Source organism: Amycolatopsis sp. NPDC045836, from assembly GCF_056431745.1.
The window spans coordinates 399,323-425,349 of sequence record NZ_JBWKKF010000008.1 but is presented as its reverse complement, the minus strand read 5'-3'; the positions used below and the strand labels follow the sequence as shown (position 1 = coordinate 425,349).

Here is a 26,027-nt window from a genome sequence, read left to right as displayed (position 1 = left end):
TCCGGACCCATCCGCGCCCGCGTCTTGATCCACGACGGCTTCTTCTCGATCGGCGTCTGACTGTTGCGAACCTCGAGCCGCAACAACTTCCGGCCGTCCGGCGCGGCGGTCATCCCAGGTCCGCGTACAACGGGTGCTTCTTGGCCAGCAGCTCGACCCTGGCCCGCAGCGACTGCTCGGCCGCGGAGTCGAAGCCGGGCTGCAGCGCGATGGCGATCACGTCGGCGACCTCGGCGAAGTCGTCGGCGGTGAAGCCGCGGGTGGCCAGCGCCGGGGTGCCGATGCGCAGCCCCGAGGTGACCATCGGCGGGCGCGGGTCGAACGGCACCGCGTTGCGGTTGACCGTGATGCCCACCGAGTGCAGCCGGTCCTCCGCCTGCTGGCCGTCCAGGGTGGAGTTGACCAGGTCCACCAGCACCAGGTGCACGTCGGTGCCGCCGGTGAGCACGCGCACGCCCGCCTCGGCGCAGTCGGACCGCGAGAGCCGGTCCGCCAGGATCCTGGCGCCTTCGAGCACCCGCCGCTGCCGCTCGGCGAACTCCTCGCTCGCGGCGATCTTCAGCGCCACCGCCTTGGCGGCGATCACGTGCTCCAGCGGCCCGCCCTGCTGCCCGGGGAACACCGCCGAGTTGAGCTTCTTCGCCAGCTCCTGCTTGGCGAAGATCATGCCGCCACGCGGCCCGCCGAGGGTCTTGTGCGTGGTGGTGGTCACGATGTCGGCGTGCGGCACCGGGTTCGGGTGCAGCCCGGCGGCGACCAGCCCGGCGAAGTGCGCCATGTCCACCATCAGCTTGGCGCCCACCTTGTCCGCGATGCGGCGGAACTCGGCGAAGTCCAGCTGGCGCGGGTAGGCCGACCAGCCGGCGATGATCAGCTTCGGCTCGTTCTCCGTGGCCAGGCGCTCGACCTCGGCCAGGTCGATCAGGCCGGTCTCCTTGTCGACGTGGTAGGCCACCACGTGGTACAGCTTGCCGGAGAAGTTGATCTTCATCCCGTGCGTCAGGTGCCCGCCGTGCGCCAGGTCCAGGCCGAGGATGGTGTCGCCGGGGGTGAGCACCGCGGCCATCGCGGCGGCGTTGGCCTGCGCGCCCGAGTGCGGCTGCACGTTGGCGAACTCGGCGCCGAACAACGCCTTCGCCCGGTCGATCGCCAGCTGCTCGATCACGTCGACGTGCTCGCAGCCGCCGTAGTAGCGGCGGCCGGGGTACCCCTCGGCGTACTTGTTCGTCAGCACCGAGCCCTGCGCTTCGAGCACGCCGAGCGGCGCGAAGTTCTCGGAGGCGATCATCTCCAGGGTGGACTGCTGGCGGTGCAGCTCGGCGGCCACCGCGGCGGCCACCTCCGGGTCCACAGTGGACAGGTCAGCGTCGAAGGAGCTCATGCTCACGCCTCCTCGCTGGTCAGTTCGCGGTAGCGGTCGGCGTCGAGCAGCTCGGGCAGCTCGGCGGTCCGCAGGCGGAACAGCCAGCCCTTGCCGTACGGGTCGGAGTTGATCAGCTCCGGCTCGTCCACCACCGCGCCGTTGACCTCGACCACCTCGCCGGTGGCCGGGGCGTACAGCTCGCTGACCGACTTGGTGGACTCGATCTCACCGCACGGCGAACCGCCGGTCAGCGTGGAGCCGACCTCGGGCAGCTGCACGAAGACGACGTCACCGAGCGATTCGGCGGCGAACGCGGTGATGCCCACGGTGGACACCCCGTCCTCCTCGCGCAGCCACTCGTGCTCGGCGGTGTACCGCAGGTCCTGGGGAATGGTCATTTCAGCGAAGTCCTTAGCGCTTGTAGAACGGCAGGGCGACGACCTCGACGGGTTCGACGCGGCCTCGGATGTCGACGGAGAGTTTGGCACCCGGGTCCGACAGTGCCGGGGGCACATACGCCATCGCGATGGGATAGCCCAGTGTGGGTGACAGCGCACCGCTGGTGATCTCGCCCACCACCGTGTCGCCGTCCAGGACGGAGTAGCCGTGCCGCGGCGCGCGGCGGCCCGAACCGGTCAGGCCGACCAGCACCCGTTCGGTCCCGGCGTCCCGGCGCTCGGCCAGCGCCGCCTTGCCGACGAAGTCCGCTTCCTTGTCGAACTTGACCACCCGGCCCAGCCCGGCCTCGAACGGGGTCAGTTCGGTGCTGAGCTCGTTGCCGTACAACGGCATTCCGGCTTCGAGGCGGAGCGTGTCGCGGCAGGCGAGCCCGGCGGGCACCAGGCCGTGCGGCTGCCCGGCCCCGGTCAGCACCCGCCAGATCTCCGGGGCCACCGCGGCGTCGACATACAGCTCGAACCCGTCCTCGCCGGTGTAACCGGTGCGGGCCAGCAGCACGTCGTGCCCGGCGACCGTGGTCGGCACCGAGGCGTAGTACTTCAGCGCGCCGAGGTCGGCGTCGCAGACGGCACCGATGATCGCGGGCGAGTTCGGGCCCTGGACGGCGATCAGCGCGACCTCGGCCGAGCGGTCGGTCACCTGGGTGTCGAAGCCGGAAGCCCGCTCACGCAGCGCTTCGGCGACCGTCGCGGCGTTGCCCGCGTTCGCCACCACCAGGTACTTCTCCTCCGCCAGCCGGTAGACGACCAGGTCGTCGAGCACCCCGCCGGATTCCGCGCACAGCATGGAGTAGCGCGCCCGGCCGACCGAGACCGCGGACAGCTTGCCGACCAGCGCGTGGTCCAGCGCACGCGCGGCCTCGGGACCGGTCAGCTCGATCTCCGCCATGTGCGAGAGGTCGAACAGGCCGGCCGCCTCGCGCACGGCGCGGTGTTCGGCCAGTTCGCTGGCGTAGCGCACCGGCATCGACCAGCCGGCGAAATCGGTGAACTGCGCACCGAGTCCGGAGTGGACTTCGTGCAGGGGGGACTGCTTCGTCACGGGTTCAGCCTTCGTAGGACGAGAGGGGCGGGCAGGAGCAGACGAGGTTGCGGTCACCGCGGGCGCCGTCGATGCGCCGCACCGGCGGCCAGTACTTGCCCTTGGCCTTCACCCCGGCGGGGTACACCGCGAGCTTGCGGTCGTACGGCAGGTCCCAGTCGCCGGTGAGCACCTCGGCGGTGTGCGGGGCGTTGCGCAGCGGGCTCTGCTCGACCGCCCACCGGCCTTCGGCGACCGCGGTGATCTCCGCGCGGATGGCGATCATCGCGTCGCAGAAGCGGTCCAGCTCGGCCAGGTCCTCGCTCTCGGTGGGCTCGACCATCAGCGTGCCCGCCACCGGGAAGGACATCGTCGGCGCGTGGAAGCCGTAGTCCACCAGCCGCTTGGCCACGTCGTCCACGGTCACGCCGGTTTCCTTGGTGATGCCGCGGAGGTCGAGGATGCACTCGTGCGCGACCAGGCCGGACTGCCCGGCGTAGAGCACCGGGTAGTGCGCACGCAGGCGCGCGGCCACGTAGTTGGCGGCCAGCACGGCCACCTTGGTCGCGTCGGTCAGGCCCTCGGCCCCCATCATCCGCACGTAGGCCCAGGAGATCGGCAGGATCGAGGCCGAGCCGTACGGCGCCGCGGTGATCGGGCCGACCCCGGTCTCCGGACCGGCGCCCCCGTCGAGCGGGTGGTTCGGCAGGTACGGCGCCAGGTGCGCGCGCACCGCCACCGGGCCGACGCCGGGGCCACCGCCGCCGTGCGGGATGCAGAAGGTCTTGTGCAGGTTCAGGTGCGAGACGTCCCCGCCGAACTTGCCCGGCTTGGCCAGCCCGAGCAGCGCGTTGAGGTTGGCGCCGTCGACGTAGACCTGCCCGCCGTGCTCGTGCACGATCGAGGCGATCTCCTCGATGCCGTGCTCGTACACCCCGTGCGTGGACGGGTAGGTGATCATGATCGCGGCGAGCGTGTCGCGGTGCTCCTCGGCCTTCTTCCGCAGGTCGGCGAGGTCGACGTCACCGTCGTTGGTGCAGGCGACCACCACCACGCGCATCCCGGCCATCACCGCCGAAGCCGCGTTGGTGCCGTGCGCCGACGACGGGATCAGGCAGACCTCGCGCTCCGGCTGCCCGTTCGCGCGGTGGTAGGCGCTGATCGCCAGCAGCCCGGCGAACTCGCCCTGGCTGCCCGCGTTCGGCTGCAGCGAGACGGTGTCGTAGCCGGTCACCTCGGCCAGCCAGCCGGACAGCTGCTCCACCAGCGCGCGGTAGCCGGCGCTGTCCTCGACCGGGGCGAACGGGTGCAGCCCGGCGAACTCCGGCCAGCTGATCGGCTCCATCTCGCTGGTGGCGTTCAGCTTCATCGTGCACGAACCGAGCGGGATCATGCCGCGGTCCAGCGCGTAGTCCTGGTCGGCCAGGTAACGCAGGTAACGCAGCATCGCGGTCTCGGAGCGGTGCGTGTGGAACACCTCGTGCGAGAGGTAGTCGGTGGTGCGCACCAGGTCGGCGGGCAGCGCCCCGGCCTCGCCCGGCTTGGCGTCGGCTTCCAGTTCGAAGGCGAGCAGCACGCGGTGCAGGGTGTCGGTGGTGGTGGTCTCGTCGCAGGCGATGCGCACGTGGTCGGCGTCCACCCGGCCGAGGTTGACGCCGAACCGGCGGGCGTCGCTGAGCACCTGCTCGGCCTTGCCCGGCACGCGCACCAGCAGGGTGTCGAAGTAGTGCCCGTGCACCACCTCGGCGCCACCGGCCCGCAGCGAGCCGGCGAGCCCGGTGGCCAGCGAGTGCACCCGTTCGGCGATCCGCTTCAACCCGTCCGGGCCGTGGTAGACCGCGTACATCGCGGCGAGCACGGCGGGCAGCACCTGGGCGGTGCAGATGTTCGAGGTGGCCTTCTCCCGGCGGATGTGCTGCTCGCGGGTCTGCAGCGCGAGGCGGTAGGCGGGGGCGCCGTCGGCGTCCACCGAGACCCCGACCAGGCGCCCCGGCAGGGAGCGCTCCAGCCCGGCGCGCACGGCCATGTACCCGGCGTGCGGGCCGCCGAAGCCCAGCGGCAGGCCGAAGCGCTGCGTGGTGCCCACGGCGAGGTCGGCGCCGAACTCGCCCGGCGCCTCCACCAGGGTCAGCGCGAGCAGGTCGGCGGCCACCGCGTACAACGCGCCCGCGGCCTTCGCGGCCTCGGAGATCCGCTGGTAGAAGCCCTTTTCCCGGAGCACACCCGAAGCACCGGGGTACTGCGCGACCACGCCGAAGAACTCCTCCGGCAGGCCCTGCGAAAGGTCACGGACGTCCAGTTCGATGCCCAGCGCCTCGGCCCGGGTGCGGACCACCGCAATCGTTTGCGGCAGCGTCTCGGCGTCGAGCACCACGGTCTTCGACTTGGCCTTCGACTGGCGGCGCATCAGCATCACGGCCTCGGCCACCGCGGTCGACTCGTCCAGCAGCGAGGCGTTCGCGGTGGTCAGGCCGGTCAGGTCGGCGACCACGGTCTGGAAGTTGAGCAGCGCTTCGAGGCGGCCCTGCGAGATCTCCGGCTGGTACGGGGTGTAGGCGGTGTACCAGGCCGGGTTCTCCAGCACGTTGCGGCGGATCACCGGCGGGGTGACGGTGTCGTGGAAGCCGAGGCCGATCATCTGCGTCATCGGCCGGTTGCGGGCGGCGAGGCGGCGCAGCTCCGCGGTGGCTTCGGTCTCCGACGCCGCCTCGGGCAGGTTCAACCCGCTGGTGAGCCGGATCGCACTGGGCACCGCCGCTTCGACCAGCGCGTCGAGGCTGCCGTAACCGCATTCGGCCAGCATCTTGGCCTGCTCGGGATCACCTGGACCGATGTGGCGGGCGGCGAACGGGCTGCTGCTCACTGGAGCTCCTCGCGTCGGGCATGGGCATGGGGACCCACTGCTGGGAACTCCCCCTCTGTCATGGCACCTGAGAGTTTCACCGTGCACTCGAGCACGGCTTTCACCTTGGGTGAGGCGCGGGTGCGCCTGCTTTCCAGAGTGGCCTGGCCTGAAGCGGTGTGCTACCTGAGAGATTGCTGGGGAGTTTGCTCCTTCGGTGCCTCGTTCCGCGCGTGCCCGCTGGCTCGCGCGGCGAGAACTCTCCCGCTCCGGCTCGTATCAGCCCGATATGAAGTTTTCGCCTCGCGAGTACCGTACGGCGTCGCCCACCGCCCCGTCCACCTGTGTTCAGTAGCTCACAGAGGGGTCACGTACGCCCCCGAGATGCCACCGTCGACCAGGAACTGCGAAGCCGTGATGAACGACGCGTCGTCGCTGGCCAGGAACGCCACGGCGGCGGCCAGCTCCTCCGGCTCGGCGAACCGGCCGAGCGGCACGTGGACCAGCCGCCGCGCGGCCCGCTCGGGGTCCTTGGCGAACAGTTCCTTGAGCAGCGGGGTGTTCACCGGTCCCGGGCACAGCGCGTTGATCCGGATGCCCTCGCGGGCGAACTGCACGCCGAGTTCGCGGGTCATCGACAGCACCCCGCCCTTGGAGGCGCTGTAGGAGATCTGCGAGGTCGCCGCGCCCATCACCGCCACGAACGAGGCCGTGTTCACGATCGAGCCCTTGCCCTGCGCCCGCATGTACGGGATGGCGTGCTTGCAGCACAGGTACACCGAGGTCAGGTTGACCCGCTGCACCTTCTCCCACGCCTCGAGGCCGGTGGTCAGGATCGAGTCGTCCTCCGGCGGGGAGATGCCGGCGTTGTTGAACGCCACGTCCAGCGAGCCGCACTCGTCGACCGCGGTCCGGAACAGCGCCTTGACCTGCTCCTCGTCGGTGACGTCGGTCGGCACGAACAGGCCGCCGACCTCGTCCGCCGCCGCCTTGCCCGCTTCCTCGGCGACGTCGGCGATGACCACCTTGGCCCCCTCTTCGGCCAGCCGCCGGGCGGTGGCCAGGCCGATCCCGCTGCCGCCACCGGTGATCGTCACCACGCGGCCGTCGAAACGCTGCATTCAGCTCTCCTCACTGGAAATGAACACGTTCTTGGTCTCGGTGAAGGCCGCCACCGCGTCGGGGCCCAGCTCACGGCCGAGCCCGGACTGCTTGAACCCGCCGAACGGGGTCCAGTACCGCACCGAGGAGTGCGAGTTGACCGACAGGTTCCCGGCCTCCACCCCGCGGGACACCCGCAGCGCCCGGCCCACGTCCCTGGTCCAGATCGAGCCGGACAGCCCGTACTCGGTGTGGTTGGCCATGCGCACCGCGTCGGCCTCGTCGGCGAACGGCACCACGGCCACCACCGGGCCGAAGATCTCCTCGCTGGCCAGCGGATCGGCCAGGTCCGGCGGGGTGACCACGGTCGGCGGGAACCAGTACCCGGCCCCCTCCGGCGCGCTGCCCCGGAACGCCACCGGGGTGCGCTCGTCCACATAGGACGACACCTTGGCCAGGTGCTGCGCGGAGATCAGCGGCCCCATCTCGGTCGCCTCGGCGGACGGGTCACCCACGACCACCCCGCGCACCGCCGGTTCCAGCAGTTCCATGAAGCGGTCGTACACCGCGGACTGCACCAGGATCAGCGAGCGCGCGCAGCAGTCCTGCCCGGCGTTGTCGAACACGCCGTAGGGCGCGGTCGCCGCGGCCTTCTCCAGGTCGGCGTCGGCGAAGACCAGGTTGGCGTTCTTGCCGCCCAGCTCCAGCGTCACCCGCTTCACCTGAGCCGCGCAGCCCGCCATGATCCGCTTGCCGACCTCGGTGGAGCCGGTGAAGACCACCTTGCGCACCAGCGGGTGCTCGACGAACCGCTGCCCGACCACCGAGCCCTTGCCGGGCAGCACCTGGAACACGTCCTCGGGCAGGCCGGCTTCGGCGGCCAGTTCGGCCAGCCGGAGCGCGGTCAGCGGGGTCAGCTCGGCCGGTTTGAGCACCACGGTGTTGCCCGCGGCCAGCGCCGGGGCGAAGCCCCAGCCGGCGATCGGCATCGGGAAGTTCCACGGCACGATCACGCCGACCACGCCGAGCGGTTCGTGGAAGGTCACGTTCAGCCCGCCCGGCACCGGGATCTGCCTGCCGCTCAGCCGTTCGGGTGCGGCCGAGTAGTAGTGCAGCACGTCGCGGACGTTGCCGGCCTCCCAGCGCGCGTTGCCGATGGTGTGCCCGGAGTTGACCACCTCCAGCTGCGCCAGGTGCTCGCGGTCGGCGTCCACCGCGTCGGCGAACCGGCGCAGCAGCCGGGCGCGGTCCCCCGGCGCCACCGCCCGCCACGACGGCAGCGCCGCGTGCGCCCGCCGGATCGCCGCGTCGGTCTGCTCGGCCGAGGTCAGCTCGACCGAGCGCACGGTCTGCTCGGTGGCCGGGTTGATCACGTCGAAGGTGGTGCTCATGCGTTCCCTTTCCCCGCCGCCGCCACCAGCGCGGCGAACAGCCGGAAGTCGTCCAGGTCCTGTTCCGGGTGCCACTGCACGCCCAGCACGAACTCCCCGGGCACCTCGACCGCCTCGATGGTTCCGTCGGCCGCCCAGCCGACGGCCTGGAGGCCCGTGCCGAGTTCGTCCACCGCCTGGTGGTGGTAACAACGGCACTTGGTGTGCTCACCGAGGATCGCCGCGGCCCGGCTCCCCTCGGCCAGCCGCACGTCGGTGGTGCCGAAGGTGGCCGCGGCCGGCTGGTGGTCGCTGGTGCCGAGGCGGTCGGGCAGGTGCTGGGTGAGCGTGCCGCCGAAGGCCACGTTGAGCACCTCCATGCCGCGGCACACCCCCAGCACCGGCACCCCGGCGGCCAGCGCCCGGTCCAGCAGTTCGAACTCGAAGGCGTCGCGGGACGGCCGGGTCACCGTGGCCGGGTGCGCCTCCTGCCCGTACCGCGACGGCTCGATGTCGGCGCCGCCGACCAGCACCAGCCCGTCCAGCGCGGACGCCAGTTCGGCGTGCCCGAAGCCGACCGGCGGCAGCAGCAGCGGCACCCCGCCCGCCCGGGTCACCGCCTCGACGTAACCGCCGTGCAGGACCGCCGCCTCGGTCTCCCACACCCCGAACGAGGTCCGTTCGAGGTAGGTGGTCAACCCGATCAGCGGCCTAGAGCCGTTCGAAACCACGGATGCGCTCCCAGTCGGTGACCGCGGCGTCGAAGGCGGTCAGTTCCACCCGCGCCGCGTTCAGGTAGTGCTCCACCACGTCCTCGCCGAAGGCCGTACGCGCGACTTCGCTGCCCTTGAGCAGTTCGGCGGCCTCGCGCAGGGTGGTCGGCACGGTCGGCTTGCCCGAGGTGTAGGCGTTGCCCTCCAGCTCCGGTTCCAGCGGCAGTTCGTTCTCGATGCCGTGCAGCCCGGCGGCGATCAGCGCGGCGACGGCCAGGTACGGGTTGACGTCCCCGCCGGGCACCCGGTTCTCCACCCGCAGCGACTGGCCGTGGCCGACCACGCGCAGCGCGCAGGTGCGGTTGTCGGTCCCCCAGGCGACCGCCGTCGGCGCGAAGCTGCCGGGCACGAACCGCTTGTAGGAGTTGATGTTCGGCGCGAAGAAGTAGGTCAGCTCACGCAGGCAGGCCAGCTGCCCGGCGAGGAAGTGCTCCATCAGCTTCGAAAACCCGCCCGGCCCGTCACCGGAGAGCACCGGTTCCCCGTCGAGCGAGCGCAGGCTGATGTGGATGTGGCAGGAGTTGCCCTCGCGCTCGTTGTACTTCGCCATGAACGTGAGGCTCTTGCCCTCCTGCGCGGCGATCTCCTTGGCACCGTTCTTGTAGATGCCGTGGTTGTCGCAAGTGGACAGCGCGTCGGTGTAGCGGAAGGCGATCTCGTGCTGCCCCGGGTTGCACTCGCCCTTGACCGACTCCGGGTACAGCCCGGCACCGGTCATCGCGTTGCGGATGCGGCGCAGCAACGGTTCCAGCCGCGCGGTGCCGAGCATCGAGTAGTCCACGTTGTACTGGTTGCCCGGGGTCAGCTCGCGGTAGCCGGAGCGCCACGCCTGCTCGTAGCTGTCCTCGAAGACGATGAACTCCAGTTCGGTGCCGACGAAGGCGCCCAGCCCGCGCTCGGCCAGCCGCGCCAGTTGCTTCTTCAGCACCTGGCGCGGGGAAACGGTGACGTCACCGCCGTCCACCCACTCCACGTCGGCGAGCACCATCGCGGTGCCCTCCTGCCACGGCACCAGGCGCAGCGTGTCGAAGTCCGGGCGCAGCACGCAGTCGCCGTAGCCGCTTTCCCAGGAGGAGATGGCGTACCCGTCGACGGTGTTCATGTCCACGTCCACGGCGAGCAGGTAGTTGCACGCTTCGGTGGCGTGCGCGGCGACCTCGTCGAGGAAGTACTCGGCGGCGCACCGCTTGCCCTGCAACCGGCCCTGCATGTCGGTCATCGCCACCAGGACGGTGTCCACGGTGCCGTTGCCGACGAGCTCCCGCAGCTCGTCGAGCGTCAGCATGCCCTTGCGTTTGCCCATCGACGACACCTCTCCGTCCCGCACAGCTAATGGAACTGTACAGACCCATTGAATGACTTGGTACCGGTGCTGCGGGGCAGCAGTCAACCGCCTCGCGGGCGCCTTGACAAACCGGAGTCGATGGCCGAACCTCGGACAACTTCAAAGGACTGTCCTGGCATCCATTGGGAAACCGGGACGTGACCCGCAGGGAGTCCAGATGGCACGCGGCAAGGTCGAATACAGCCAGGTCGGCGCCGACTACCTGAAGCAGCGGCAACTCCGGCGGGGGGCGGCGGGCTGGCTGCTGCTGGCCGGGCTCGGGGTTTCCTACGTCATCTCCGGTGACTTCGCCGGCTGGAACTTCGGGCTGGAGAAGGGCGGCTGGGGCGGCCTGCTGATCGCCACCGCGCTGATGGCGGTGATGTACGGCTGCATGGTGTTCGGCCTGGCCGAAATGTCCTCGGCGCTGCCGGTGGCCGGCGCGGGCTACGGCTTCGCGCGGCGTGCGCTCGGGCCGCTCGGCGGGTTCGCCACCGGGGTGGCCATCCTGATCGAGTACTCCATCGCGCCCGCCGCGATCTCCATCTTCATCGGCGGTTACGTGGAAACGCTCGGCCTGTTCGGGTTGACCAACAGCTGGCCGGTGTACCTGGTCTGCTACCTGATCTTCATCGGCATCCACCTGCGCGGGGTCGGCGAGGCGCTGCGGGTGATGTTCGTGATCACCGCGGTGGCCGTGGTCGCGCTGGTGCTGTTCGTGGTGGGCATGGTGCCGGAGTTCGACGGCGGCAAGCTGTTCGACATCCCGGCGACCGACGCGTTCGGGGCTTCGTCGTTCCTGCCGTTCGGCCTCACCGGTGTGCTGGCGGCGCTGGTGTACGGCATCTGGTTCTTCCTCGCCGTCGAAGGGGTGCCGCTGGCCGCGGAGGAGGCCCGCGACCCGAAGCGCGACATGCCGCGCGGCATCATCGCCGCGATGGGCGCGCTGGTCGTGTTCGCCGCGCTGATCCTGCTGCTGGCACCGGGCGGCTCCGGCTCGGCCGCGCTCGCCGGTTCGAACAACCCGCTGGTGGATGCGGCGAAACTGGCGTACGGCGGGGACAACTGGTTGAGCCAGGTGGTCAACTACGTCGGCCTCGCCGGACTGGTGGCCAGCTTCTTCTCGATCATCTACGCCTACTCGCGGCAGTTGTTCGCGCTCTCGCGGGCGGGTTACCTGCCGCGGTGGCTGTCGAAGACGGGCAAGCGCAAGACGCCGTACCTGGCGCTGATCGTGCCGGGAACGATCGGTTTTGTGCTCGCCTTCGCCATCGGCGAGGGTGACCTGCTGATCAACGTCGCGGTGTTCGGCGCGACGGTTTCCTACGTGCTGCTGAACCTTTCGCACATCGTGCTGCGGAAGCGGGAGCCGGACCTGGAGCGCCCGTACCGCACCCCGGGCGGCGCCTGGACCACCGGCGTGGCACTGGTGCTGGCCGCCGCCGCGGTGGTCGCCACCTTCCTGGTCGACGTGCTCGCGGCGGCGATCACCGGTGGCATCTTCGTGCTGGCGCTGGCGTACTTCTGGTTCCACAGCCGTCACCACCTGGTGGCCAGCGCACCGGAGGAGGAGTTCGCCGCCATCAGCCGGGCGGAGTCCGAACTGGGCTGATCCGGCCTAACATGGGTGGATGGAGCTGGGCACGGTCGGCCTGCCGGAGATCATCGACGCCTGGATGCAGCAGCCGGGCGACCGGTTCATGGCCGAGCCGTGGCTCGACTCCCTGCTCCGCTGGACCGGCGCCGCCCGGCAGGCCCCGCCGTTGCAGGCCACCATCGAGGCGATGGACGCCGCGGGGGTGCGGGCCGGGCTGCTGTCGGCCTGGTACTCACCGCGTGGCCCGCTGATCACCAACGACGAGGTCGCCGCCGTGGTCGACCGGCACCCGGCGCGGTTCGCCGGGATCGCGTCGGTGGACCTCACCGATCCGATGGGTGCGGTCCGGGAGATCCGCCGGTGCGTGCGCGACCTCGGTTTCGTCGGCGTCCGCGTGGTGCCGTGGCTGTGGAACCTGCCGCCGAACGACCGCCGGTACTACCCCGTCTACGTGGCCTGCGTGGAACTCGGCGTGCCGTTCTGCACGCAGGTCGGGCACACCGGGCCGCTGTGCCCGTCCGAACCCGGCCGTCCCATCCCCTACCTCGACGACGTGCTGCTCGACTTCCCGGAACTGGTGGTCGTCGGCGGGCACGTGGGGTACCCGTGGGTGGCCGAGGTGCTGTCGCTGGCGATGAAGTACCCGAACTTCCACGTCGACACCTCGGCGTACGCCCTGCACCGCCTGCCCGCCGAGCTGGTCGACTTCATCCGGGGTCGCGGCCGCACGCGGGTGCTGTTCGGCTCGAACTACCCGATGCTCACCCCTGGCGACTGCCTCAAGCGGTTCGACGCGCTGGAGCTGGGGGCCGAGGCGAAGGAACTGTTCCTCGGCGGCAACGCCAGGCGGATCTTCGACCTGCAGCTCTGAGCGTCAGGGGACCAGTTCGGCCAGGCGGACGGGGCGGTGTTCGAGGCGGGACAGGTCGCAGGCTTCGGCGATGTGGAAGGCGGCCAGCGCGTCCCCGACGGTGCACGGGCTGGGGATGCGACCGGCGACCACCTCGGTGAACGCCTCCAGCTCGCGGACGTAGGAGGCGCGGAACCGTTCCATGAACCCGGGGTACGCCGGGCCGGTCGGCCAGCTGACGCCCGCTTCGACCGAGGTCAGCGGCAACCGCTCGTCCAGGCCGACGGCGATGCTGCCCGCCGAGCCGAGCACCTCCAGCCGCACGTCGTACCCGGCGGCGTTGTACCTGGTCAGCGAGACGGTGGCGAGGGTGCCGTCGTCGAGGGTGAGCACCACGGCGGCGGTGTCCACGTCGCCGGCGGCGGCGAAGAACTCCGCCCCGCGGTTGCCGCCGGTGGCGTAGACCTCGGTGACCTCGCGGCCGGTGACCCAGCGGATGATGTCGAAGTCGTGCACCCCGCAGTCGCGGAACAACCCGCCCGAACCCGGCACGTAATCGGCGGGCGGCGGGGCCGGGTCCAGGGTGGTCGCCCGCAGGGTGTGCAGCCAGCCGAGGTCACCGGCGGTGACCGCCCGGCGGGCGGCCAGGTACCCGGCGTCGAACCGGCGCTGGAAGCCGATCTGCACCGGCACCCCGGCCTCGGCCACCCGGTCGACCACGGCCTGCGTGCCCGCCACCGTTCCGGCGACCGGCTTCTCGCAGAACACCGGCAGGCCCGCGGACACGCCGCGGATGATCAGCTCCGGGTGCGCGGCGGTGGCCGCGGCGATCACCACACCGTCCACTCCGGAGGCGAACAGCTCGTCGATGCCGCCGGCCGCCTCGAGCTCCAGCTTGGCCGCGGTGCTCCGCGCCCGCTCGGGGTCCGCGTCGGCGACCACCACCGAGGTCACGCCGGGCAGTTGCTTGAGGATTTCGGCGTGCGCCGCGCCGATCCGGCCGGTGCCGGCGAGTCCAAGCCTCATCTGGGAACGATCTCCTGCCGAGTACGGGGGAAAATTACCGGGATCGGGGAGCGGCGGTGGTGCCGCGCACCACCAGCGAGGGGGGCAGCAGGTGCCGCACCGGCTCCTCCCGCTCTCCGCGGACCCGCTCCAGCAGCGCCTCCACGGCCAGCCTGCCCAGCTCCAGCCGCGGCTGGTCCACCGTGGTCAGCCAGACGTGGCGCAACGCGGCGAGCGAGGTGTTGTCGTAACCGACCACCGAAACGTCCTCCGGCACCCGGAGCCCGGCCTCCTCGAAGGCCGAAATGGCGCCGACGGCGTTGAAGTCGTTGCTGGAGACCACCGCGGTGGGCAGTTCCGGGGTCTCCACCGAGCTGAGCAGTTCCCGCACCGCCTTCTCCCCGGCGGTGTCGGTGTGCTCGCTGCGCACGATCCGCGGCTCCAGCCCGTGCCGCGCCATCGCCGCGCGGTACCCCCGGCGCCGGGCCGCGGCGCCCGCCGCCGAGCCGCCGTCGAAGTGGACGATCCGCCGGTGCCCGCGGTCGACCAGGTGATCCACCGCCAGCGCCATCCCGGCCGTGCCGTCGTCGTTGACCGTGTCCACGGTGGACAACCGGGAAGTGCGGGAAACCAGCACCAGCGGGCACTGCTCGGCGGCCTTTTCCACGGCGGCGGCGGAAAGCACCGGGGAAAGCAGGATGACTCCCGCTGGGCGGAAGGACAGCAAACTGCGCAGGGCCGCTTGTTCCCGCGCGGGACTGCGTGATCCGGTGTTCAGGATGAGGTTGAAACCGGCGGCCTGCGCGGCCGAATCCAGCCCTTCCACCACGTCGGCGAAGAACGCGTTCCGCAGGTCGGAAACCATCACGCCGAGCACCGTGGAAGTGCGGCTGGCCAGCGATCTCGCCATCACGTGCGGCTGGTAACCGAGTTCGTCGGCGGCCTTGAGCACCGCGTTGCGGCGCACCTCGCTGACCTTCGGCGAATTGCGCATGACCAGCGATACCAGGGCCCGTGAGACGCCCGCGCGCGCGGCCACGTCCTCCATCGTCGGTCGCACCTGCCGCCTCCCCGCCCCCTTGACACCAATGACAGCGAGGCTACACGATTAGAGCGCTCTAACCAATAGCGCGCCAGTGCCAAACCGAGCCGAGCAGATTGGTCAGCGATGACAATCGATCCGGAGTTCAAGATCGCCGCGGCACCGATCTCCTGGGGGGTGTGCGAAGTGCCCGGCTGGGGCCGGGTGCTGGAACCACCGGTGGTGCTCGGGCAAATGGCGGAACTGGGGGTGCGCGCCACCGAACTGGGTCCACCCGGTTACCTGCCGAGGGATCCGGAGCGGTTGCGGGACCTGCTCGGCGGCCACGGCCTGCGGTTGATCGGCGGTTTCCTCGCCGTGCCGCTGCACACCGAACCCGAAGCGGCGATCGCCGCCGCCGAGGAGTCCGCCGCGTTGTTCGCCGCCTGCGGGGCCGAGGTGCTCGTGCTCGCCGCGGCCACCGGGCTCGACGGCTACGACGCGCGGCCGGAGCCGACCGCCGCCGAATGGCGCACGCTGGTCGACACGGCGGCCGGGATCCGGGACACTGCCGCAGCGCACGGCTTGCGCACCGTTCTGCACCCGCACGTGGGGACGCATGTGGAGACCGAGGCCGAGGTGGAGGCGTTCGTCGCCGACTCCGACCTGCCGCTGTGCCTGGACACCGGGCACCTGCTCATCGGCGGCACCGATCCGGTCGCACTGGCCAGGCGCCACCCCGGCCGGATCGGGCACCTGCACCTCAAGGACGTCCGGGCGGACCTCGCCGACCGCGTCCGCCGCGGTGAGCTGGCCTACACCGACGCCGTGGCCCAGGGGCTCTACGTCCCGCTCGGCGACGGGGACGTCGACATCGAAGCCATGGTGCGATTCGTCCACGAAGCGGGCTACACCGGCTGGTACGTGCTCGAACAGGACACCGCACTCGGCCCCGGCGCCGGGGACGAGGCGCCCCGGCGGGACACCGCGCGCAGCCTGGCCGCGCTCGAGGAAATCGTCAGCCGGTTGGCGGCTGCGCAGGGATGACAGCGAGGATTCGACAATGACGTCCAATCGCTCAGCGAGGCTCGGCCCGGTGGCCGCGGCGGCGGCCCTGCTGCTCGCCGCCTGCACCGGCCCCGCCGCCGAACCACCCCCCGGGGGCAGTGACGGGGTGCCCGCGGAAACCGGCCCGTTCCGGATCGCGGTCATCTCCCACGGCACCGCCGGGGACGCCTTCTGGAACGTGGTCAAGAACGGCGCCGAGGACGCGGGCCGCGCGCTCGGCGTGCCGGTGGAGTACAACGCCGACGGGGACCCCGGCAACCAGGCCAAGCTGATCGACAACGCGGTCGCGCAGCGGGTCGGCGGGCTGGTGGTCTCCATGCAGAACCCCGAAGCGGTGCGGCCGTCGATCGAGAACGCGGTCCGCGCCGGCATCCCGGTGATCACCATCAACTCCGGCGAGGAGCAGAGCGCGGCCTACGGCGCGCTGACCCACATCGGCCAGAGCGAGGGCATCGCGGGTGAGCAGGCCGGCCGGAGGTTCAAGGAGGCGGGCGGGACCAAGCTGCTCTGCGTGATCCACGAAGCCGGCAACATCGGGCAGAACCAGCGCTGCGACGGTGCCGCACGCGGGTTCGGCTCGGCCGAACGGCTCCAGGTGGACATCAGCAACCCGACCGACGTGCAGGCCCGCATCCGCGGCGCGGTGCAGACCGACCCGTCGATCGACGCGGTGCTCACGCTGAACTCCCAGGTGGCCGCGAACGCGGTGAACGCGGTCGAGCAGGTGCAGTCGAAGGCGCAGGTGGCCACCTTCGACCTCAACGCCGACGTGGTGGCCGCGATCAAGGCCGGGGACGTGCTCTTCGCCGTCGACCAGCAGCAGTACGAGCAGGGTTACCTGCCGGTCGTCTTCCTCAAGCTGTACCGGGACAACCGGAACGTGGTCGGCGGCGGCAGGCCGGTGCTGACCGGACCCGACCTGGTCGACAAATCCACTGTGGACCAGATCGGCGGCTACGTGGAGCGGGGTACCCGATGACCGCGACGACGCTCGACGAACGGGTGGGCCGCACCCGCTGGGCCGACCGGCTGGTGGTGCGCCCCGAGCTCGGCGCGCTGCTGGGCGCGCTGGTGGTCTTCGCCTTCTTCAGCACCACCGCCGACCAGTTCCTCACCGGCGACGGCGTGGCCACCTGGCTGGACGACGCCTCCACGCTCGGCATCATGGCGGTGGCGGTGGCGCTGCTGATGATCGGCGGTGAGTTCGACCTGTCGGCGGGCGTGATGACCGCGTCCACCGCGCTGGTCACCGCGATCCTGGCCACCCAGGCGGGCTGGAACGTCTGGGCGGCGCTGCTGGCCTCGCTGGTGTTCGCGCTCGGGGTGGGCGCGTTCAACGGCTGGCTGGTGATGCGCACCGGCCTGCCCAGCTTCATCATCACCCTGGGCACCTTCCTCGCCTTGCAGGGCCTGAACCTCGGCGTCACCCGGCTGGTCACCGGCACCGTGCAGGTCTCCGGCATGCGCAGCACCGACGGTTACGCCTCCGCCGGTTTTGTCTTCGCCTCCACGGTGGAGATCGGCGGCACGAAGTTCCAGATCTCCATCCTGTGGTGGCTCGGTTTCGCCGCGGTGGCCGCCTGGCTGCTGGTGCGCACGCGGTTCGGCAACTGGATCTTCGCCGTCGGCGGTTCGCCGGTCAGCTCGCGGGCGGTCGGCGTGCCGGTCAAGCGCACCAAGATCCTGTTGTTCACGGGCACCGCGCTGGCGGGCTGGCTGGTCGGTTCGATCAACATCCTGCGCTTCGCCAGCGTGCAGGCCAACCAGGGCATCGGGCTGGAACTGCAGTTCATCATCGCCGCGGTGGTCGGCGGCTGCCTGCTCACCGGTGGCTTCGGCTCGGCGATCGGGGCGGCGATCGGCGCGCTGATCTTCGGCATGGCCCGCCAGGGCATCGTCTTCGCCCGGTGGGACAGCGACTGGTTCATGTTGTTCCTCGGCGTGCTGCTGCTGGCGGCGGTGCTGGTGAACAACACCTTCCGGCGGCGAGCGGAAAGGGTGCGACGCTGATGGCGCCGTTGATCGAGGTCGAGAACATCGGCAAGACCTACGGCAGCGTGATCGCGTTGCGGGAGGTGTCCACCGTGGTCAACGCCGGTGAGGTCACCTGCGTGCTCGGTGACAACGGGGCCGGGAAGTCCACGCTGATCAAGATCCTGGCCGGGGTGCACCAGCACGACACCGGCGTGTTCACCGTGGCGGGCGAACCGGTGCGGTTCGCCTCCCCGCGCGAGGCGCTGGACCGCGGCATCGCCACGGTGTACCAGGACCTGGCCGTGGTGCCGCTGATGAGCGTGTGGCGGAACTTCTTCCTGGGGTCCGAGCCGACCAAGGGCTTCGGCCCGATCCGCTGGCTGGACCGCGGGCTGGCCAAGGAAACCACCCGGACCGCGCTGGCCGAACTGGGTATCGACCTGCGGGACGTGGAGCAGCCGGTGGGCACGCTCTCCGGCGGTGAACGGCAGTGCGTGGCGATCGCGCGGGCCATCCACTTCGGCGCGAAGGTGCTGATCCTGGACGAGCCGACCGCGGCGCTCGGGGTGAAGCAGGCCGGGGTGGTGCTCAAGTACGTGGCCCAGGCGCGGGATCGCGGGCTGGGCGTCGTGCTGATCACGCACAACCCGCACCACGCCTACCCGGTGGCCGACCGGTTCCTGCTGCTCAAACGCGGTGCCGTGCTCGGCGCGTACGAGAAGCCGGAGATCGGCATCGCCGAGCTGACCCGGCAGATGGCCGGTGGCGCCGAACTGGCGGCGCTGGAGCACGAACTGCGTTCGGTGGAGGCACCTTGAGCCTGGAAGCGCTCACCATCGGCCGGGTCGGGGTGGACCTCTACCCCGAGCAGAGCGGCGTGCCGCTGGCCGGGGTGCGCAGCTTCGCCAAGTCGCTCGGCGGCACCGCGACCAACGTCGCGGTCGCCGCCGCGCGGCTCGGCAGGCGGACCGCGGTGCTCACCAAGGTCGGCCCGGACGGCTTCGGCGAGTACGTGCGGCAGGCGCTGGCGGAGTTCGGGGTGTCCCCGGAACACGTCGGCACGGCCGACGGCCTGCGGACGCCGGTGGTGTTCTGCGCGCTCGACCCGCCGGAGGACCCGCCGCTGCTGTTCTACCGCTCCCCCATCGCGCCCGACCTGACCATCGGCGAGCAGGACGTGCCGTGGGACGTGGTCGACGAGGTGCCGCTGCTGTGGGTCACCGGAACCGGCGTGTGCGCCGAACCCGCGCGCAGCACGCAGCGCGCCGTCCTGCGGCGGCGGGCGCGGCGCGGGCACACCGTGCTGGACCTGGACTACCGGCCGGTGTTCTGGCCGGACGTGGCGACCGCCCGCGCGGAGATCGGCTGGCAACTCGACCACGTGACGGTCGCCGTGGGCAACCGGGCCGAGGTGGAGGTCGCCGTCGGCACCGCCGATCCGGCCGAAGCCGCCCGGCGCCTGCTGGACCGCGGGGTGCGGCTGGCGGTGATCAAGCAGGGCGCGGACGGCGTGCTGGTCGCCACGCCCGGTGGTTCGTGGACCGTGCCACCGCAACGCGTCGAGGTGGTCTGCGGCCTCGGCGCGGGTGACGGTTTCGGCGGGGCGCTGATCCACGGCCTGCTCTCGGGCTGGGACCCGGTGCGCACCGCCACCTACGCCAACGCGGCGGGCGCGCTGGTCGCGTCCCGGCTGGCCTGCGCCGACGCCATGCCCACCGCCGCCGAGATCGAGGAGGTGCTGTGAGCCTGTCCGACAACCGCTGGCGGGAGCTGCTGCACGTGCGGGCCACCGACCCCGGTGCGGTGGCCAGGGCCTACGCCGGGCGCCGTCGCCGGGAGCGGCTGCTCTCGCCGTCCGGCACGCTGTTCCTGGTCGCCGCCGACCACCCGGCGCGGGGTGCGCTCGGCGTCGGCGGCGACCCCACGGCGATGGCGGATCGGCGGTCGCTGCTGGACCGGCTGCTGGTCGCGCTGGAGAACCCGGCGGTGGACGGCATCCTCGGCACCCCGGACGTGGTCGAGGAACTGCTGCTGCTCGACGCGCTGCACGACAAGGTGGTCATCGGCTCGATGAACCGCGGCGGGCTGGCCGGGGCGGACTGGGAGGTCGACGACCGGTTCACCGCCTACACCGCCCGGTCGCTGGCGGACTCCCGGCTGGACGGCGGCAAGATGCTGCTGCGGCTGGTCGACAGCGATCCCGGCACCGTGCCGACGCTGCGGGCCAGCGCGGAGGCGGTCACCGAACTGGCGAGCCACGGCCTGGTGGCCATGGTCGAACCACTGCCCTACCAGCGTGACGGTGCCGGGAAGCTGGTGCTGCAACTGGATTCGGCGTCGCTGGCGCGGGCGGTGACGGTGGCCTCCGGCCTGGGGGTCACCTCGGCGCACACCTGGCTGAAGCTGCCCGCGCCCCCGGATTCGGTGGTGCTGGACGCGACCACGCTGCCGGTGGTGGTGCTCGGCGGGGTGCCCTCCGGTGATCCCGCCGCCGACCTGGCGTCCTGGGGTGCCGCGCTGCGGCACGAGGTGGTGCGCGGGCTGGTGGTCGGCCGTTCCCTGCTCTACCCGCCGGACGACGACGTCGGTGCCGCGGTCGACGCGGCGGCGAAGGTACTGGAGAAGAGCCGATGAACCTGCACCACCCGAACGGCAGCCTCGCCGACGGGACCGACCCGGTCCTGCTCACCCCGGAGGCGGCCGGCTGGACCTACACCGGCCTGCGCGTGCTGCGGCTCGCCGCGGGTGCCTCGCGTGAGGTGCGCACCGGCGAGTTCGAGGCGTTCGTGCTGCCGTTGTCCGGCGGTTGCGCGGTCGAGGTCGACGGCTCGCGCTTCGAGCTGCTCGGCCGGAAATCGGTGTTCACCAGGGTCACCGACTTCGCCTACGTGCCCCGCGACGCCACGGTCACCTTGTCCACGGTGGACGGCTGCGAACTGGCGCTGCCGATGGCCCGCTGCACCCGGCGGCTGTCGCCGGAGTACGGCCCGGCCGAGGACGTGCCGGTGGAGGTGCGCGGCGCGGGCCAGGCCACCCGGCAGGTGACCAACTTCGGCGTGCCCGGGGTCTGGGACCACGCCGACAAGCTGAACGCCTGCGAACTGATCACCCCCGAGGGCAACTGGTCGTCGTACCCGCCGCACAAGCACGACGAGGCGAGCGAATGCGAAGTGGTCAACGAGGAGATCTACTACTTCCGGATCGGCGGCGACGGCGGTTTCGGCCTGCACCGGACCTACGGCACCGGCTTCGACGAGAACGTGGCCGTGCGCGACGGTGACGTCTTCCTGATCCCCCGCGGCTACCACGGCCCGTGCGTGGCGGCGCCGGGTTATCCGATGTACTACCTCAACGTGCTGGCCGGTCCCGCCGATGAGCGCTCGATGGCGTTCTGCGACGACCCGGCGCACACCTGGATCCGGGACACCTGGGCCGGGCAGCCGCTCGACCCGCGCTGCCCGGTCACCTCGGCGGAAGGACCGGTGTGATGGAACTGACCACCGCGGAGGCGCTCGTCCGGTGGCTGCTGGCGCAGCGGTCGGAACTGCTGTCCGGCGAAGAGGTGCCGCTGTTCCCCGGGGTCTACGCCATCTTCGGGCACGGCAACGTGCTCGGCCTCGGGACCGCGCTGGAGCGGTTCCGCGAGGAGCTGCCGGTCTGGCGCGGGCACACCGAGCAGGGCATGGCGCTGGCCGCCACCGGGTTCGCGAAGGCGGCGGACCGGCGGCAGGTCGGCGTGGTGACCTCGTCGATCGGCCCGGGTGCGCTGAACATGGTGACCGCCGCCGGGGTCGCGCACGCGAACCGGCTGCCGCTGCTCCTGCTGCCCGGCGACACCTTCGTCAACCGCGCGCCGGACCCGGTGCTCCAGCAGATCGAACCCTTCGGCGACGCCACGGCGACGGTGAACGACGCGTTCCGCGCGGTCAGCCGGTACTTCGACCGGATCACCCGGCCCGAGCAGCTGCTGGCGACGTTGCCGCAGGTCGCGCGGGTGCTGACCGATCCGGCCGACGCCGGTCCGGTGACGCTGGCGCTGCCGCAGGACGTGCAGGCGGAGGCGTTCGACTTCCCGGCGTCGCTGTTCGAGCCCGTGGTGCACCGGGTGCTGCGGCCACGCCCCGATTCCCGGGCGCTGGCCGACGCGGCGGCGGTGCTGCGGGGAGCTTCCCGGCCGCTGATGGTGCTGGGTGGCGGGGTGCGTTACTCGGGTGCCGGTCCGCGGGCGCTGGCGTTCGCCGAACGCCACGGCATCCCGGTGGTCGAGACCACCGCCGGCCGGACGCTGGTGCCGCACGACCACCCGCTGCACGCCGGTCCGCTCGGCATCACCGGCTCGGCGTCGGCGAACACCCTGGCGGCGGAGGCCGATGTGGTGTTCGCCGTCGGCACGCGGTTGCAGGACTTCACCACGGCTTCGTGGACGGTGTTCGCGGAGTCGGTCCGCCTGGTCACCTTGAACGCCGCCCGGTTCGACGCGGTCAAGCACGGCGCCACGGCCGTCGTCGGCGACGCCGATGCCTCCCTGGCCGAACTGGACCTGGGTTCCTGGCGGGCCGACGCCGCCTGGACCGCCCGCGCCGCTTCGGAACGCGCCGAGTGGGACACGCACATCTCCTCGCTGCGCGCGGCCTCCGGCGATCCCACCTACGCGCAGGTCGTCGGCGTGGTGAACGACCTCTCGGCTCCCGACGACTACGTGATGACCGCTTCCGGGGGCCTGCCGGGCGAGCTCATCGGCGGCTGGCGTGGTGGCGGCACGGTCAGCATGGACGTCGAATACGGCTTCTCGTGCATGGGTTACGAACTGGCGGGCGCGTGGGGCGCGGCGATGGCGCTGCCGGACCGGTTGGTCACCACCCTGCTCGGCGACGGTTCGTACCTGATGCTGAACTCGGAACTCTTCTCCGCGGCCTTCGCCGGCCACCCCTTCGTCGCCGTCGTCTGCGACAACGATGGTTATGCCGTGATCGCGCGACTGCAGGAGGGTCAGGGCGGGAAGCCGTTCAACAACCAGTACCCCGACTGCCGCACCACGCACTCGACCCCGCCCCGCGTCGACTTCGCCGCGCACGCGGAATCCCTGGGCTGCCTGGTCTTCCGGGCCACCACCGTCGACGACCTGCGCACCGCCTACCCCGCCGCCCGCACCGCCGCCACCACCCACCGGCGCCCCGCCGTCGTCGTCCTCCGCACCCACCCCGGCGCCTGGACCGAATCCGGTGCGTGGTGGGAAGTCGGCGTGCCCGCCGGCCTGCCCGGTCACCGGGCCCACCGCACCACGAAACCCCGGCAACTCCGCCACACGCACCACCCCTGAGCCACCCAATTCCCGCAAGTGACAGGGCAGACAGAACAACCGCGCGGAATCGATAGGAAATTCACCCAACAGAAGCCGGGCAGCTCACTCCGCCACCCACCCAGACTCCCCCTTCCCCACCGTCGTCACCCCGAAGAGGCGGGGTGGTGGCCCTCCACCACCGGCCGGATCTCGATCAACCCCACTTCCGCCACCGGGTGGTCCGCGGCGATTTCCACGGCTTCGTCCAGATCAGCGCATTCGATCACCACGAACCCGCCGATCTGCTCCTTGGTCTCGGCGAACGGTCCGTCGGAACGCAGCACCTCGTCGTCGCGGACGCGCACCGTCACGGCTTCCTCCTTGGGCCGCAACGCAACGCCACCGCGGAGAACGCCACGGCGTTCCATCCGATCGGTCCAGCCGCCGCAACCCACCGCTTCGCCCTCGGGCCCCTCTTCGCCGCCGATCATCAGCAGGTACCGCATCCGCCCCTCCTAACCGAGTAGCCGCCTCACCTCGTTGACCGCGCTGCGACCGGCGCGGTTCGCCCCGACAGTACTGGCCGACGGCCCGTAGCCGACCAGGTGCAGCCGCGGCTCACCGGCCACGCGGGTCCCGTCCATCCGGATCCCGCCGCCGGGACCACGCAGGTGCAGCGTGGCGAGGTGGTCCAGCGAGGCGCGGAACCCGGTGCCCCACAGGATGACGTCGGCTTCGCGCTCGGTGCCGTCGGCCCAGGCGACACCGCGCGGGGTGATCCGCTCGAACATCGGCTCGCGGTCGAGGATCCCGGCGTCACGGGCGGCGCGGATCTCCGGGGTCAGCGCCAAGCCGGTCACGCTGACCACGCTCTCCGGTGGCAGCCCTTCGCGCACGCGGCGCTCGACCTTCGCGACGGCCTCGCGACCCCAGTTCTCGCTGAACGGCCCTTCGCGGAACACCGGCGGACGCCGTGTCACCCAGCTGGTCTCCTTGGCGAACGGCGCGATTTCGAGCAGCTGCTGGATCGCGGAGGTGCCGCCGCCGACCACCACCACGCGCTGCCCGCGGAACTCGGCGGCGCCGGGGTAGTCGGCGGTGTGCAGCTGGCGTCCGGTGAAGGTCTCCTGGCCGGGGTAGTGCGGCCAGAACGGCTTGTCCCAGGTCCCGGTCGCGTTGATCACCGCCCGCGCGGCCCAGGTCTCGGCGGCGCTGGCGACGAGCAGCCGGTTGTCTTCGCCCTCGCGGACGGACAGCACGTCGACCGGACGGCGGACCGGCAGGTCGAAGGTGCGCTCGAACCGCTCGAAGTACTCCGGCACCACCTCGCTGGCCGGACGGCCGGGGTCGGGGGCGCCGAAGCGCAGGCCGGGCAGGTCGTAGAGGCCGTGCACCTTGCTCAGCACCAGCGACGGCCAGCGGTACTGCCAGGCACCGCCCGCCCGTTTCGCGTGGTCGAGCACCACGAAGCCGCTGTGGTTCGCGAAACCGGTCCGGCGCAGGTGGTAGGCGGCGGACAGGCCGGCCTGCCCCGCGCCGATGACCACCACGTCGGTGGTGTGGTCCGCCTCGTTCATACCCGGTACAACCCGTGGGCGGGCCGGGTATTTCCGCGGCTAGCGCCGGCGGGCGCGGATCACCACGACCACCGCGGCCACCACCGCGGCGACGAACACGAACGGCCCCACCCGCTTGGCCACCGACGCGCCCGCGAAGTCGACCAGGTCGATGGGCTCGGCTTCGGGCTGGGGCTCGACCGCCCGCAACTTGGGCCGCTCGGTCTCCACCTCCCCGGCCACCACGGCCTGCGGTGTCGCCACGGCCCCCACCTCGGTCCGGGCGGACTCCGCCTCCGCAGCCCGCGGAACCGAGGCAGGCTCCGCCTCGCCCTCCGCATCCGGCCCAGGCTCGCGCCGACGCGCTACGGCGCTCTCGGCCCCAGCCGCCGCAGACCCAGCCCCGGCGACAGCCCGAGGCGCCCCAGCCCCGGTGCGGGCACCCGCCTCACCCCCGGCCGCAGCCGACCCAGCCGCCGCTTCAGCCCCAGTCGCGCTCGAAGCCTCTCCGGCCCCAGAACCACCAGCCACCGAACTCGAAGCAGCTCCACCCGAACCAGCCGCAGCCCCAGTCCCAGCCAAATCAGAAGCAGCCCCGCCCGAACCCGAACGAGCCGCCGCACCACCAGCTACAGCCGAGCTCGAAGCCTCCCCCGCCCGCGACCCACCAGCCGCCGTACCCGACACAGCTCCACCCGAACCAGCCGCAGCCCCAGTCCCAGCCAAATCAGAAGCAGCCCCGCCCGGACCCGTGCCAGCCACCGCATCAGCCCCAGCCAGGTCCGGCACCTCCCCGGCCCGGGGCACACCAGCCACCGACCAGGAAGCCCCGCCCGAACCCGAATCAGCCACCGCATCACCAGCCGAGCCCGAAGCGGCCTCGTCCTGACCTGTGGCAGCCCCGGCGCCAGTCGAACCGGAAGCAGCCCCGCCGCCCGGACCCGAACCAGCCGCCGCCGCACTCCCGGCCTGGGCCGAACCAGTCGAGCCCGAAGCAGCTCCAGCTTCCCCACCCGCCCCGAGTTCCTTGCCGAGGCACTCCGCGAAGGCGTCCAGGATCTTGCCGCTGACTTCGCCGATCAACCCGCGGCCGAACTGGGCCGGGCGGCCGGTGACCTTGAGGTCGGTGGCCACCTCCCCGACCGTTCCACCACCTTCCTCGCGCAGGGTGACCGTCACCGTGGCCGAGGCCGTCCCGGCACCCCGGGCGTCCTTGCCCGCCGCCTTGATGACCACCTTCCCGGTCAGCGCGTCCTTCTCCAGGAACTCACCCTTCCCCCGGTACGTCAGGGAGATCGGTCCCAGTTTGACCTTCACCGTGCCGCTGAACGCATCCCCGTCGACCGCGGTGAGGGTGGCGCCGGGCAGGCACGGCGCCACCCGTTCCGGGTCGACCACCGCCCGCCAAACCTCGTCGAGCGGG

General features: G+C 71.6%; 23 protein-coding genes, 2 pseudogenes and 1 riboswitch. Of the genes and pseudogenes, 10 read left to right on the top strand and 15 right to left on the bottom strand.

Going from position 1 to position 26,027, the window contains the following annotated elements:
• The 9 genes and pseudogenes from AC07EG_RS18650 to AC07EG_RS18610 all read right to left on the bottom strand — a co-directional run.
• Positions 1-113: pseudogene (locus AC07EG_RS18650) on the bottom strand (lipoyl synthase); the annotation flags it as partial.
• Positions 110-1,381 (bottom strand): serine hydroxymethyltransferase, encoded by a 1,272-nt coding sequence (gene glyA / locus AC07EG_RS18645; RefSeq protein ID WP_478254351.1) that lies wholly within the window; start codon positions 1,379-1,381, stop codon positions 110-112. The pseudogene AC07EG_RS18650 and the gene glyA, both read right to left, overlap by 4 nt.
• A gap of 2 nt (positions 1,382-1,383) precedes the next feature.
• Complete coding sequence (gene gcvH, locus AC07EG_RS18640) at positions 1,384-1,761, bottom strand: glycine cleavage system protein GcvH (protein ID WP_478254350.1); 378 nt, start codon at positions 1,759-1,761, stop codon at positions 1,384-1,386.
• Positions 1,762-1,774: 13 nt separating this feature from the next.
• On the bottom strand, positions 1,775-2,863 hold the full coding sequence (gene gcvT / locus AC07EG_RS18635) for a glycine cleavage system aminomethyltransferase GcvT (RefSeq protein ID WP_478254349.1): 1,089 nt from the start codon (positions 2,861-2,863) through the stop codon (positions 1,775-1,777).
• Positions 2,864-2,867: 4 nt separating this feature from the next.
• Positions 2,868-5,705, bottom strand: coding sequence for an aminomethyl-transferring glycine dehydrogenase (gene gcvP, locus AC07EG_RS18630; protein ID WP_478254348.1), 2,838 nt, complete (start codon positions 5,703-5,705; stop codon positions 2,868-2,870).
• Positions 5,706-5,750: 45 nt separating this feature from the next.
• A riboswitch (glycine riboswitch) is annotated at positions 5,751-5,852 on the bottom strand.
• Between the two features lie 188 nt (positions 5,853-6,040).
• A complete protein-coding gene (locus AC07EG_RS18625; RefSeq protein ID WP_478254347.1) occupies positions 6,041-6,805 on the bottom strand; it encodes a 3-oxoacyl-ACP reductase in 765 nt (254 codons plus the stop codon).
• Positions 6,806-8,176 (bottom strand): aldehyde dehydrogenase family protein, encoded by a 1,371-nt coding sequence (locus AC07EG_RS18620; protein WP_478254346.1) that lies wholly within the window; start codon positions 8,174-8,176, stop codon positions 6,806-6,808.
• On the bottom strand, positions 8,173-8,886 hold the full coding sequence (locus tag AC07EG_RS18615) for a gamma-glutamyl-gamma-aminobutyrate hydrolase family protein (RefSeq protein ID WP_478254345.1): 714 nt from the start codon (positions 8,884-8,886) through the stop codon (positions 8,173-8,175). The genes AC07EG_RS18620 and AC07EG_RS18615 overlap by 4 nt, the downstream gene beginning before the upstream one ends.
• Positions 8,867-10,231 (bottom strand): glutamine synthetase family protein, encoded by a 1,365-nt coding sequence (locus tag AC07EG_RS18610; RefSeq protein WP_478254344.1) that lies wholly within the window; start codon positions 10,229-10,231, stop codon positions 8,867-8,869. The genes AC07EG_RS18615 and AC07EG_RS18610 overlap by 20 nt, the downstream gene beginning before the upstream one ends.
• Before the next feature lie 199 nt (positions 10,232-10,430).
• Here AC07EG_RS18610 and eat point away from each other — a divergent pair, with 199 nt between their 5' ends.
• Positions 10,431-11,864: an ethanolamine permease gene (eat, locus tag AC07EG_RS18605; RefSeq protein ID WP_478254343.1), complete on the top strand. Its 1,434-nt coding sequence runs from the start codon at positions 10,431-10,433 to the stop codon at positions 11,862-11,864.
• A 19-nt stretch (positions 11,865-11,883) separates the two neighbouring features.
• Positions 11,884-12,720, top strand: coding sequence for an amidohydrolase family protein (locus AC07EG_RS18600; protein ID WP_478254342.1), 837 nt, complete (start codon positions 11,884-11,886; stop codon positions 12,718-12,720).
• A 3-nt stretch (positions 12,721-12,723) separates the two neighbouring features.
• On the opposite strand, the gene AC07EG_RS18595 is transcribed toward AC07EG_RS18600, so the two are convergent.
• Both AC07EG_RS18595 and AC07EG_RS18590 read right to left on the bottom strand, forming a co-directional pair.
• A complete protein-coding gene (locus tag AC07EG_RS18595; RefSeq protein ID WP_478254341.1) occupies positions 12,724-13,725 on the bottom strand; it encodes a Gfo/Idh/MocA family protein in 1,002 nt (333 codons plus the stop codon).
• A gap of 34 nt (positions 13,726-13,759) precedes the next feature.
• Positions 13,760-14,752: a LacI family DNA-binding transcriptional regulator gene (locus tag AC07EG_RS18590; protein ID WP_478254366.1), complete on the bottom strand. Its 993-nt coding sequence runs from the start codon at positions 14,750-14,752 to the stop codon at positions 13,760-13,762.
• 120 nt (positions 14,753-14,872) lie between these two features.
• Here AC07EG_RS18590 and AC07EG_RS18585 point away from each other — a divergent pair, with 120 nt between their 5' ends.
• From AC07EG_RS18585 to iolD, 8 genes are read left to right on the top strand one after another with little or no spacing between them, the layout of a single operon-like run.
• On the top strand, positions 14,873-15,772 hold the full coding sequence (locus AC07EG_RS18585; RefSeq protein WP_478254340.1) for a sugar phosphate isomerase/epimerase family protein: 900 nt from the start codon (positions 14,873-14,875) through the stop codon (positions 15,770-15,772).
• 16 nt (positions 15,773-15,788) lie between these two features.
• Positions 15,789-16,772: a sugar ABC transporter substrate-binding protein gene (locus AC07EG_RS18580; RefSeq protein ID WP_478254339.1), complete on the top strand. Its 984-nt coding sequence runs from the start codon at positions 15,789-15,791 to the stop codon at positions 16,770-16,772.
• The gene (locus AC07EG_RS18575) at positions 16,769-17,803 is read left to right on the top strand and encodes an ABC transporter permease (RefSeq protein ID WP_478254338.1); all 1,035 of its coding nucleotides are present in this window, start codon (positions 16,769-16,771) and stop codon (positions 17,801-17,803) included. Before AC07EG_RS18580 ends, AC07EG_RS18575 begins: the two co-directional genes overlap by 4 nt.
• Positions 17,803-18,585 (top strand): ATP-binding cassette domain-containing protein, encoded by a 783-nt coding sequence (locus AC07EG_RS18570; protein ID WP_478254337.1) that lies wholly within the window; start codon positions 17,803-17,805, stop codon positions 18,583-18,585. Before AC07EG_RS18575 ends, AC07EG_RS18570 begins: the two co-directional genes overlap by 1 nt.
• Positions 18,582-19,511 carry a 5-dehydro-2-deoxygluconokinase gene (gene iolC, locus AC07EG_RS18565; RefSeq protein ID WP_478254336.1) on the top strand — a complete coding sequence of 310 codons (930 nt, stop codon included), beginning with the start codon at positions 18,582-18,584 and terminating at the stop codon, positions 19,509-19,511. Before AC07EG_RS18570 ends, iolC begins: the two co-directional genes overlap by 4 nt.
• Positions 19,508-20,401 carry a Cgl0159 family (beta/alpha)8-fold protein gene (locus AC07EG_RS18560; protein WP_478254335.1) on the top strand — a complete coding sequence of 298 codons (894 nt, stop codon included), beginning with the start codon at positions 19,508-19,510 and terminating at the stop codon, positions 20,399-20,401. Before iolC ends, AC07EG_RS18560 begins: the two co-directional genes overlap by 4 nt.
• The gene (iolB, locus tag AC07EG_RS18555; protein WP_478254334.1) at positions 20,398-21,255 is read left to right on the top strand and encodes a 5-deoxy-glucuronate isomerase; all 858 of its coding nucleotides are present in this window, start codon (positions 20,398-20,400) and stop codon (positions 21,253-21,255) included. Before AC07EG_RS18560 ends, iolB begins: the two co-directional genes overlap by 4 nt.
• Positions 21,255-23,087, top strand: a complete 1,833-nt coding sequence (iolD, locus tag AC07EG_RS18550) for a 3D-(3,5/4)-trihydroxycyclohexane-1,2-dione acylhydrolase (decyclizing) (protein WP_478254333.1) — start codon at positions 21,255-21,257, stop codon at positions 23,085-23,087. The genes iolB and iolD overlap by 1 nt, the downstream gene beginning before the upstream one ends.
• Before the next feature lie 125 nt (positions 23,088-23,212).
• Here iolD and AC07EG_RS18545 read toward each other — a convergent pair whose 3' ends face one another.
• The 4 genes and pseudogenes from AC07EG_RS18545 to AC07EG_RS18530 all read right to left on the bottom strand — a co-directional run.
• Positions 23,213-23,554, bottom strand: a complete 342-nt coding sequence (locus tag AC07EG_RS18545) for a YciI family protein (protein ID WP_478254332.1) — start codon at positions 23,552-23,554, stop codon at positions 23,213-23,215.
• A gap of 9 nt (positions 23,555-23,563) precedes the next feature.
• On the bottom strand, positions 23,564-24,625 hold the full coding sequence (locus AC07EG_RS18540) for an NAD(P)-binding domain-containing protein (RefSeq protein ID WP_478254331.1): 1,062 nt from the start codon (positions 24,623-24,625) through the stop codon (positions 23,564-23,566).
• A 39-nt stretch (positions 24,626-24,664) separates the two neighbouring features.
• The gene (locus AC07EG_RS18535; RefSeq protein ID WP_478254367.1) at positions 24,665-24,868 is read right to left on the bottom strand and encodes a hypothetical protein; all 204 of its coding nucleotides are present in this window, start codon (positions 24,866-24,868) and stop codon (positions 24,665-24,667) included.
• An 816-nt stretch (positions 24,869-25,684) separates the two neighbouring features.
• Positions 25,685-25,984: pseudogene (locus AC07EG_RS18530) on the bottom strand (SRPBCC family protein); the annotation flags it as partial.
• Positions 25,985-26,027 lie beyond the last annotated feature (43 nt).

Bases quoted from the DNA above. Each gene is read 5' to 3' on its own strand.
- glyA (WP_478254351.1), bottom strand. From the start codon at position 1,381: ATGAGCTCCTTCGACGCTGACCTGTCCACTGTGGACCCGGAGGTGGCC.
- gcvH (WP_478254350.1), bottom strand. From the start codon at position 1,761: ATGACCATTCCCCAGGACCTGCGGTACACCGCCGAGCACGAGTGGCTG.
- AC07EG_RS18625 (WP_478254347.1), bottom strand. From the start codon at position 6,805: ATGCAGCGTTTCGACGGCCGCGTGGTGACGATCACCGGTGGCGGCAGC.
- AC07EG_RS18620 (WP_478254346.1), bottom strand. From the start codon at position 8,176: ATGAGCACCACCTTCGACGTGATCAACCCGGCCACCGAGCAGACCGTG.
- AC07EG_RS18610 (WP_478254344.1), bottom strand. From the start codon at position 10,231: ATGGGCAAACGCAAGGGCATGCTGACGCTCGACGAGCTGCGGGAGCTC.
- eat (WP_478254343.1), top strand. From the start codon at position 10,431: ATGGCACGCGGCAAGGTCGAATACAGCCAGGTCGGCGCCGACTACCTG.
- AC07EG_RS18600 (WP_478254342.1), top strand. From the start codon at position 11,884: ATGGAGCTGGGCACGGTCGGCCTGCCGGAGATCATCGACGCCTGGATG.
- AC07EG_RS18595 (WP_478254341.1), bottom strand. From the start codon at position 13,725: ATGAGGCTTGGACTCGCCGGCACCGGCCGGATCGGCGCGGCGCACGCC.
- AC07EG_RS18590 (WP_478254366.1), bottom strand. From the start codon at position 14,752: ATGGAGGACGTGGCCGCGCGCGCGGGCGTCTCACGGGCCCTGGTATCG.
- AC07EG_RS18585 (WP_478254340.1), top strand. From the start codon at position 14,873: ATGACAATCGATCCGGAGTTCAAGATCGCCGCGGCACCGATCTCCTGG.
- AC07EG_RS18580 (WP_478254339.1), top strand. From the start codon at position 15,789: ATGACGTCCAATCGCTCAGCGAGGCTCGGCCCGGTGGCCGCGGCGGCG.
- AC07EG_RS18575 (WP_478254338.1), top strand. From the start codon at position 16,769: ATGACCGCGACGACGCTCGACGAACGGGTGGGCCGCACCCGCTGGGCC.
- AC07EG_RS18570 (WP_478254337.1), top strand. From the start codon at position 17,803: ATGGCGCCGTTGATCGAGGTCGAGAACATCGGCAAGACCTACGGCAGC.
- iolB (WP_478254334.1), top strand. From the start codon at position 20,398: ATGAACCTGCACCACCCGAACGGCAGCCTCGCCGACGGGACCGACCCG.
- iolD (WP_478254333.1), top strand. From the start codon at position 21,255: ATGGAACTGACCACCGCGGAGGCGCTCGTCCGGTGGCTGCTGGCGCAG.
- AC07EG_RS18545 (WP_478254332.1), bottom strand. From the start codon at position 23,554: ATGCGGTACCTGCTGATGATCGGCGGCGAAGAGGGGCCCGAGGGCGAA.
- AC07EG_RS18540 (WP_478254331.1), bottom strand. From the start codon at position 24,625: ATGAACGAGGCGGACCACACCACCGACGTGGTGGTCATCGGCGCGGGG.